This window comes from Streptomyces cucumeris (assembly GCF_024295805.1).
Classification (GTDB): domain Bacteria; phylum Actinomycetota; class Actinomycetes; order Streptomycetales; family Streptomycetaceae; genus Streptomyces; species Streptomyces cucumeris.
In genome coordinates, this window is the sequence record NZ_JANCLX010000027.1 from 26,769 (window position 1) to 34,562 (window position 7,794).

The 7,794-nt window shown below is 71.5% G+C and carries 7 protein-coding genes and 1 riboswitch; all 7 genes read left to right on the forward strand.

The annotated features are described in order from the left end of the window. Window positions 1–8: 8 nt before the first annotated feature. The 7 genes from NMK44_RS30420 (at window position 9) to NMK44_RS30450 (ending at window position 7,708) form a co-directional block, all read left to right on the forward strand. Window positions 9–578, forward strand: coding sequence for a TetR/AcrR family transcriptional regulator (locus NMK44_RS30420; protein ID WP_254749194.1), 570 nt, complete (start codon window positions 9–11; stop codon window positions 576–578). A gap of 61 nt (window positions 579–639) precedes the next feature. Then, window positions 640–1,827: a GDSL-type esterase/lipase family protein gene (locus NMK44_RS30425; protein ID WP_254749196.1), complete on the forward strand. Its 1,188-nt coding sequence runs from the start codon at window positions 640–642 to the stop codon at window positions 1,825–1,827. Window positions 1,828–1,842: 15 nt separating this feature from the next. Then, window positions 1,843–2,018, forward strand: a riboswitch (cobalamin riboswitch). 255 nt (window positions 2,019–2,273) lie between these two features. Further along, on the forward strand, window positions 2,274–3,773 hold the full coding sequence (locus NMK44_RS30430; protein WP_254749198.1) for a CoA-acylating methylmalonate-semialdehyde dehydrogenase: 1,500 nt from the start codon (window positions 2,274–2,276) through the stop codon (window positions 3,771–3,773). A 5-nt stretch (window positions 3,774–3,778) separates the two neighbouring features. Next, window positions 3,779–4,927, forward strand: coding sequence for an acyl-CoA dehydrogenase family protein (locus NMK44_RS30435; protein ID WP_254749200.1), 1,149 nt, complete (start codon window positions 3,779–3,781; stop codon window positions 4,925–4,927). Then, window positions 4,924–6,000, forward strand: a complete 1,077-nt coding sequence (locus NMK44_RS30440) for an enoyl-CoA hydratase/isomerase family protein (protein ID WP_254749202.1) — start codon at window positions 4,924–4,926, stop codon at window positions 5,998–6,000. The genes NMK44_RS30435 and NMK44_RS30440 overlap by 4 nt, the downstream gene beginning before the upstream one ends. Beyond that, window positions 5,997–6,920 (forward strand): 3-hydroxyisobutyrate dehydrogenase, encoded by a 924-nt coding sequence (mmsB, locus tag NMK44_RS30445; RefSeq protein ID WP_254749204.1) that lies wholly within the window; start codon window positions 5,997–5,999, stop codon window positions 6,918–6,920. Before NMK44_RS30440 ends, mmsB begins: the two co-directional genes overlap by 4 nt. Next, the gene (locus tag NMK44_RS30450) at window positions 6,917–7,708 is read left to right on the forward strand and encodes an enoyl-CoA hydratase (RefSeq protein ID WP_254749206.1); all 792 of its coding nucleotides are present in this window, start codon (window positions 6,917–6,919) and stop codon (window positions 7,706–7,708) included. The genes mmsB and NMK44_RS30450 overlap by 4 nt, the downstream gene beginning before the upstream one ends. The last annotated feature ends 86 nt before the right edge of the window (window positions 7,709–7,794 follow it).

Consider the following 7,794-nt stretch of genomic DNA (forward strand, 5'->3'; position numbering starts at 1 on the left):
GGAGCGACATGGCATACGCGGGACTGAATGCGGAGCGTCTGACCCGGGCGGGCGCGGAGCTGGCCGATGAGGTCGGATTCGACCAGGTGACCGTCTCGGAGCTGGCCAGGAGATTCGACGTCAAGGTCGCGAGCCTCTACTCGCATGTGAAGAACTCCCAGGACCTCAGGACCCGGATCGCCCTCCTCGCGCTGGAGGAGCTCGCCGACCGGGCCGCCGAGGCCCTGGCCGGGCGATCCGCCAAGGATGCCCTCGCCGCCCTGGCGAACGTCTACCGCGACTACGCCCGGGAGCACCCCGGCCGCTACGCCGCCGCCCAGCTCCGGCTCGATCCGGAAGCGGCTGCCGCCAGCGCCGGTGTCCGGCACGCCCGGATGACGCGCGCGATCCTGCGCGGCTACGACCTGACCGAACCGGACCAGACACATGCGGTCCGGCTGCTGGGCAGCGTCTTCCACGGCTACGTCAGCCTGGAGATGGGGGGAGGGTTCAGCCACAGTGCCCCCGACACCCAGGAGACCTGGTCGCGGATCCTGGACGCGCTCGACGCCCTGCTGCGGAACTGGCCCGAGCGCTGACGCGCACCGGTGTCACGGACCGTCAGCGGATCCTCCACGCAACCCCCGACAGGCTGGGACGATGCACGCCACCGAGTACGACTGGATCACCACGCCCATCACCGCGGACCTCCTGCGCGGAGCCCTCGAACTGGAGCACACCGCGCACGGAGTGCTGCCGCACCGGCTGCCCGCCCGGGCCCGCGCCCAGTGCGCCGACGCACAGCTCGCCATGGCGGAGTCCCAGCCCTCCGGCGTCCGGCTGGTCTTCCGGACCCGTGCCACCGCCGTCGAACTGGACACGCTGCCCACCAAGCGCGTCTACGTGGGCGCCCCGCCGCGCCCGGACGGTGTGTACGACCTGCTCGTCGACGGCCGTCCGGCCGGCCGGGGAAGCGTCACCGGCGGCGACACGCTGACCGTCGACATGGCCGCCGGTACCGCCACCAGCCGGTCCGGCCCGGTGGGCACCCTCCGCTTCACCGGTCTGTCCGGCGCGGTGAAGGATGTCGAGATCTGGCTGCCGCACAACGAGACCACCGAACTCGTCGCCCTGCGCACCGACGCCCCCATCGAACCCGCTCCCGCCACGGGCCGTCCCGTGTGGCTGCACCACGGAAGTTCGATCAGCCACGGCTCCGACGCCGCGAGTCCCACCACCACATGGCCCGCGCTCGCCGCCGCCCTCGGCGGGGTGGAACTGGTCAACCTGGGCCTGGGCGGCAGTGCCCTGCTCGACCCGTTCACCGCCCGCGCCCTGCGGGACACGCCCGCCGACCTGATCAGCCTCAAGATCGGCATCAACCTGGTCAACACCGATCTGATGCGGCTGCGCGCATTCACCCCGGCCGTGCACGGTTTCCTGGACACCCTCCGCGAAGGGCACCCCACCACCCCGCTGCTGGTCATCTCGCCCATCCTGTGCCCCCTCCACGAGGACACCCCCGGCCCCAGCGTCCCCGACCTCGGTGCGCTCGCCACGGGACAACTCCGGTTCCGGGCCGCGGGCGATCCGGCGGAGCGCGCGAGCGGAAAGCTGACCCTCGGCGTCATCCGGGACGAGCTGGCGCGGATCGTGGAGCAGCGCGCGGCAGAGGATCCGCACCTCCACCACCTCGACGGCCGTGAGCTCTACGGCGAGGCGGACACCGGTGAACTGCCGCTGCCCGACGGGCTCCACCCGGACGCCGCCACCCACCGCCGCATGGGGGAACGCTTCGCCGAGGTGGCCTTCACCCCCGGCGGACGCCTGTCGGGGTGGACTTACTAGGACGTCCAACTATATCTTCGGAGTAAGGCCCGCGGTGCAGGGAAGCCGGTGCGATTCCGGCGCGGTCCCGCCACTGTGACCGGGGAGTGTGTTCTCCAGCAGAAAGGCCACTGACGGAGCGTCCGTCGGGAAGGCCGGAGAGTGCGCGCTGATCCGGGAGTCAGGATACCGGCCGCGGGATGTTCCGTGTTGTCCACGAGGATGGAGCAGACACGCATGGCACCGGTCCGTACCCCTGGCCCAGGTGATCCGGCGAACCACGTCCGCGCGCACTCCCGCGCGCACCACCTGTCGCGCCCCTAGGCGCGCGACAGGTCCGCGACGGCACTTCGACGGCTTCCCGCCTCCGCGTCCCACAGCGCCCGCCCGCGATGGCACCCGACCGGTGCCCGTCGCGCGGCCGCGCTGTGCCATCCCCGGATCTCACCTGACGAGAGCAGGCTTCCATGGTCCGTGAACTGACCCATTTCATCGGTGGCAAACACACCACCGGTACCTCAGGACGTTTCTCCGATGTGTACGACCCCAACACCGGCTCGGTCCAGGCCCGGGTGCCGCTGGCCGGGCGTGACGAGACCCGCGCGGCCATCGCCGACGCCGCCGCCGCGCAGCCCGAATGGGCCGACTGGAACCCGCAGCGCCGCGCCCGGGTGCTGCTGAGGTTCCTCCAGCTCGTCGAGGGTGAACGGGACGCCCTCGCGCGTACGCTCTCCGCCGAGCACGGCAAGACCATCGCCGACGCACACGGCGACATCCAACGCGGCCTGGAGGTCGTGGAGTTCGCCGCCGGTGTGCCGCACCTCCTCAAGGGAGAGTTCACCGACAACGCCGGAACCGGTATCGATGTGCACTCCCTGCGCGGCCCGCTCGGCGTGGTCGCGGGCATCACCCCGTTCAACTTCCCCGCGATGATTCCGCTGTGGAAGGCCGCGCCGGCGCTCGCCTGCGGCAACGCCTTCATCCTCAAACCGTCCGAACGCGACCCCTCCGTACCGCTCCGGCTCGCCGAACTGTTCCTGGAGGCCGGGCTGCCGCCCGGGGTGCTGAACGTCGTCAACGGTGCCGAGGAGGCCGTCGACACCCTCATCGAGGACCCGCGGGTGCAGGCACTCGGCTTCGTCGGATCCACCCCCGTCGCCGCACACCTCTACGCCGCCGCCGCGGCACACGGCAAACGCGCGCAGTGCTTCGGCGGTGCCAAGAACCACATGATCGTCATGCCCGACGCCGATCTGGACCAGGCCGTGGACGCGCTCCTGGGCGCCGGATACGGCTCGGCGGGGGAGCGCTGCATGGCGATCTCCGTCGCCGTACCGGTGGGGGAGGAGACGGCGGACGCACTGGTCGCCGCGCTCACCGAACGCGTCCGCGCCCTGCGTATCGGCCGCTCCGACGACCCGGACGCCGACTTCGGCCCACTGGTCAGCCGTGACGCCCTCGAGCGGGTCCGCGGCCATGTGGACACCGGAGTGGCCGAAGGCGCCGAACTCGTCGTCGACGGACGGGACTTCAGCCTGGCCGGCCATGAGAACGGCTTCTTCGCGGGTGCCTCCCTCTTCGACCGCGTCACCCCCTCGATGACGCTCTACCGCGAGGAGATCTTCGGCCCCGTGCTGTCGGTCGTCCGCGCCCGGGACTACGAGGAGGCGCTGCATCTGCCCAGCGAGCATCCCTACGGCAACGGAGTGGCTCTCTTCACCAGGGACGGGGACACCGCGCGCGACTTCACCCGCAGGGTGAACACCGGCATGGTCGGCGTCAACGTACCCATCCCGGTCCCCGTCGCCTACCACACTTTCGGCGGCTGGAAGCGCTCCGGCTTCGGTGACCTCAACCAGCACGGCCCGGACTCCATCCGCTTCTACACCCGTACCAAGACCGTCACCTCGCGCTGGCCCTCCGGGGTCAAGGAAGGCGCGAGCTTCACCATCCCGACCATGGGGTGACCGCGATGCACACCACCACCCTGACCAAGGACCAGCTCGCCCTCGCCGAGGTCACCCTCGACTTCGCCCAGGAACACCTCGCCCCCCACGCCGTTGCCTGGGACCAGGACAAACACTTCCCCGTCGACACCCTGCGCAAGGCCGCCGGACTCGGCCTCGGCGGCGTCTACGTACGGGAGGAACACGGCGGCTCCGGTCTCACCCGTGCCGACGGTGTCCTCGTCTTCGAAGTCCTCGCCACCGGCTGTCCGTCCATCGCCGGCTACCTGTCCATCCACAACATGGTCGCCTGGATGATCGACCGGTACGGGGACGACACCCAGCGGGCCCGCTGGCTGCCCGCCCTCTGCGCCGCCCAGACGCTCGGCAGCTACTGCCTGACCGAGCCCGGCGCCGGATCCGACGCCGCCGCGCTGCGCACCCGCGCAGAACGCGACGGCGACGACTACGTGCTCACCGGCGTCAAACAGTTCATCTCCGGCGCCGGCGCGTCCGGGGTCTACATCGTCATGGCCCGCACCGGCGGCGCCGGACCGGACGGCATCACGGCCTTCGTCGTGGAACGTGACGACCCCGGGCTCTCCTTCGGCCCCGATGAACGCAAGATGGGCTGGAACGCCCAGCCGACCCGACAGGTGATCCTCGACGGCGTACGCCTGTCCGCCGACCGCAGGCTGGGCGCCGAGGGCGACGGCTTCCGCATCGCGATGAACGGGCTCAACGGCGGACGGCTGGGGATCGCCGCCTGCTCCCTGGGCGGCGCCCAGAGCGCCCTGCACCGCAGCCTCACCCACCTGGCCGACCGGGAGGCGTTCGGCGCACCCCTCATCGAGGCACAGGCTCTGCGGTTCCGGCTGGCGGACATGGCGACGGAACTGACCGCCGCACGCGCCCTGGTCCGCGAGGCCGCCCAGGCCGTGGACCGCGGCGACACCGGGGCACCCCAACTGTGCGCGATGGCCAAGCGCTTCGCCACCGACACCGGCTACTCCGTCGCGGACCGGGCGCTGCAACTGCACGGCGGCTACGGCTATGTGACCGAGTACGGCATCGAGAAGATCGTCCGCGATCTGCGGGTCCACCAGATCCTGGAAGGAACGAACGAGATCATGCGCATCATCGTGGCCAGGGGACTCATCGAGGCGGTCCGGTGACGGCGCCCGCCGAAGACTCCGTACTGCTGCGCACCGAAGGACGCGCGGCCTACCTCACCCTCAACCGGCCCAAGGCCATCAACGCACTCACCCACACCATGGTGCGCACGATCGCCGACGCCCTCGACACCTGGGAGCACGACCCCGCGGTCGCCACCGTCGTCCTCACCGGCGCCGGGGAGCGGGGGCTGTGCGCGGGCGGTGACATCCGTGCCATCCACCGGGACGCGCGCGAGGGCACGGACGGATCGGCCGCCTTCTGGCGCGACGAATACCGGCTCAACGCACGGATCGCACGCTACCCCAAGCCCTATGTCGCCCTCATGGACGGCATCGTCATGGGCGGTGGTGTCGGGGTCTCCGCCCACGGCACCGTGCGCATCGTGACCGAACGGTCCCGGGTCGCCATGCCGGAGACCGGTATCGGCTTCGTCCCCGACGTCGGGGGCACCCATCTGCTCGGGCTCGCCCCCGGTGAACTGGGCACCCATCTGGCGCTGACCGGCAACCCCGTCGGCGCCGCGGATGCCCTGTTGTGCGGACTTGCCGACCACTACGTGCCCTCCGAGGCCCTGCCCGCGCTCCTCGCGGACCTCGCGGCGGTACCCGTCCACGACGCCCTCGCCCGCCACGTCCGGCAGGCGCCGCCCGGCGAGCTCGGTGCCCGTCGGGAGTGGATCGACACCTGCTATGCCGCGGACACCGTCGAGGAGATCGCCGACCGGCTTGCGTCGTACGGCGACCCCGCCGCGAAGGACACCGCCGACACCCTCCTCACCAAGTCCCCGACGGCGTTGAAGGTGACCCTCGCCTCGCTGCGCCGCGCCCGTCGGCTCGGGCCCCTGGAGCGGGTCCTGGAACAGGAGTACCGGGTGTCGTGCGCCTGTCTGAACCAACCCGACCTCGTGGAGGGGATCCGTGCCCAGGTCATCGACAAGGACCGTGACCCCAGGTGGCGTCCCGCCACCCTCGCCGAGGTCACCGACGACGACGTCCGCCGCTTCTTCACACCCCCCGGCGAGGCCGGGCTCCGTCTCGCCTCCGCCGACTCCTCCCAGGAGGTGCCCTGGTGACCCCCGTCATCGGCTTCATCGGACTCGGTCATATGGGCGGCCCGATGGCCGCCAACCTCGTCAAGGCCGGACACCGCGTCATCGGCTACGACCTCGTGGCGCGGGCCCTGGCCGATGCCACGGCCACCGGCGTGGAGGCCGTCGGCTCCGCGGCCGAGGCCGCCGCCGGGGCGGACATCGTCATCACCATGCTCCCCGCGGGCCGCCACCTGCTCGCGCTCTACCAGGATCAGGGCCTGCTGTCGGCCGCGCGTCCGGACACCCTGTTCATCGACTGCTCCACGATCGACGTCGCCGACGCCAGGGCCGCCCACGAAGCTGTCGTGGCCGCCGGACACCGAGCCCTGGACGCACCGGTCTCCGGCGGGGTGGTGGGCGCCGAGGCCGCCACGCTCACCTTCATGGCCGGGGGAGGGGAGCGCGAGTTCGCCCAGGCGGAACCGGTGCTCTCGGCCATGGGGAAGAAGGCGGTGCACTGCGGGCCCGCCGGTGCCGGGCAGGCCGCCAAGATCTGTAACAACATGATCCTCGGCATTTCCATGATCGCGGTCAGTGAGGCGTTCGTCCTCGGGGAGAGTCTCGGCCTCTCCCACCAGGCGCTCTTCGAGGTGGCCTCCACCGCGTCCGGCCAGTGCTGGGCCCTCAGCGTCAACTGTCCCGTCCCCGGTCCGGTACCGGGCAGCCCGGCGAACCGCGACTACCGTCCCGGCTTCGCCGCACCCCTCATGGCCAAGGACCTCGGCCTCGCCGCGAACGCGATCCGCGCGGGCGGGGTCGACGCGCCGCTCGGACTGAACGCCGCGGCCCTGTACGAGGCGTTCGCCCGCGACGGGGGCGCGGACGAGGACTTCTCCGGGATCGTCCGTGCCATCAGGGAGCGCACCGCCCGCCCCGCCGACCAGAACGGAACACCCGTATGACCGATCCGACCACCGAGCGGTACGAGACCATCCTGCTCGAACGCAAGGGCCGTACCGCGCTCATCACCCTCCATCGCCCCGCGGCGCTCAACGCCCTCAACCTCCAGGTCATGCATGAGGTGGTCACCGCGGCCGAAGCGCTCGACCGGGACCCGGACACCGGCTGCATCGTGCTCACCGGCTCGGCCAAGGCGTTCGCCGCCGGAGCCGACATCAAGGAGATGCGGCCCCAGGGCTACCTGGACATGTATCTGAGCGACTGGTTCACCTGCTGGGACCGGTTCGCGCAGGTGCGCACCCCCACCGTCGCGGCGGTTGCCGGTTACGCCCTGGGCGGGGGCTGCGAGCTCGCCATGATGTGCGACATCCTGCTGGCCGCCGACACCGCGGTGTTCGGCCAGCCGGAGATCAAGCTCGGAGTCATCCCCGGTATCGGCGGCTCCCAGCGGCTGACCCGTGCGGTCGGCAAGGCCAAGGCCATGGAGCTCTGCCTGACCGGCCGCACCATGAACGCCGAGGAAGCCGAACGCGCGGGTCTGGTCTCCCGGATCGTGGCGGCCGACGACCTGCTCGCCGAAGCGCACGCCGTCGCCGAGACCGTGGCCGGGATGTCCGCCCCGGTGGCGATGATGGCGAAGGAGGCGGTGAACCGCGCCTTCGAGACCACCCTCACCGAGGGAGTCCGCTTCGAACGCAGGCTGTTCCACGCCGTGTTCGCCACCGCCGACCAGAAGGAGGGCATGGCGGCCTTCATGGACAAGCGACCGCCGGACTTCACCCACCGCTGACCGGGGAAGCCGGGTGTGGGGGGGGGGGGGGGGGGGGGCGCCCCCCCCGGCCCGGGCGGCCGGCGCGCGGGCGCGCACCCCCGGGG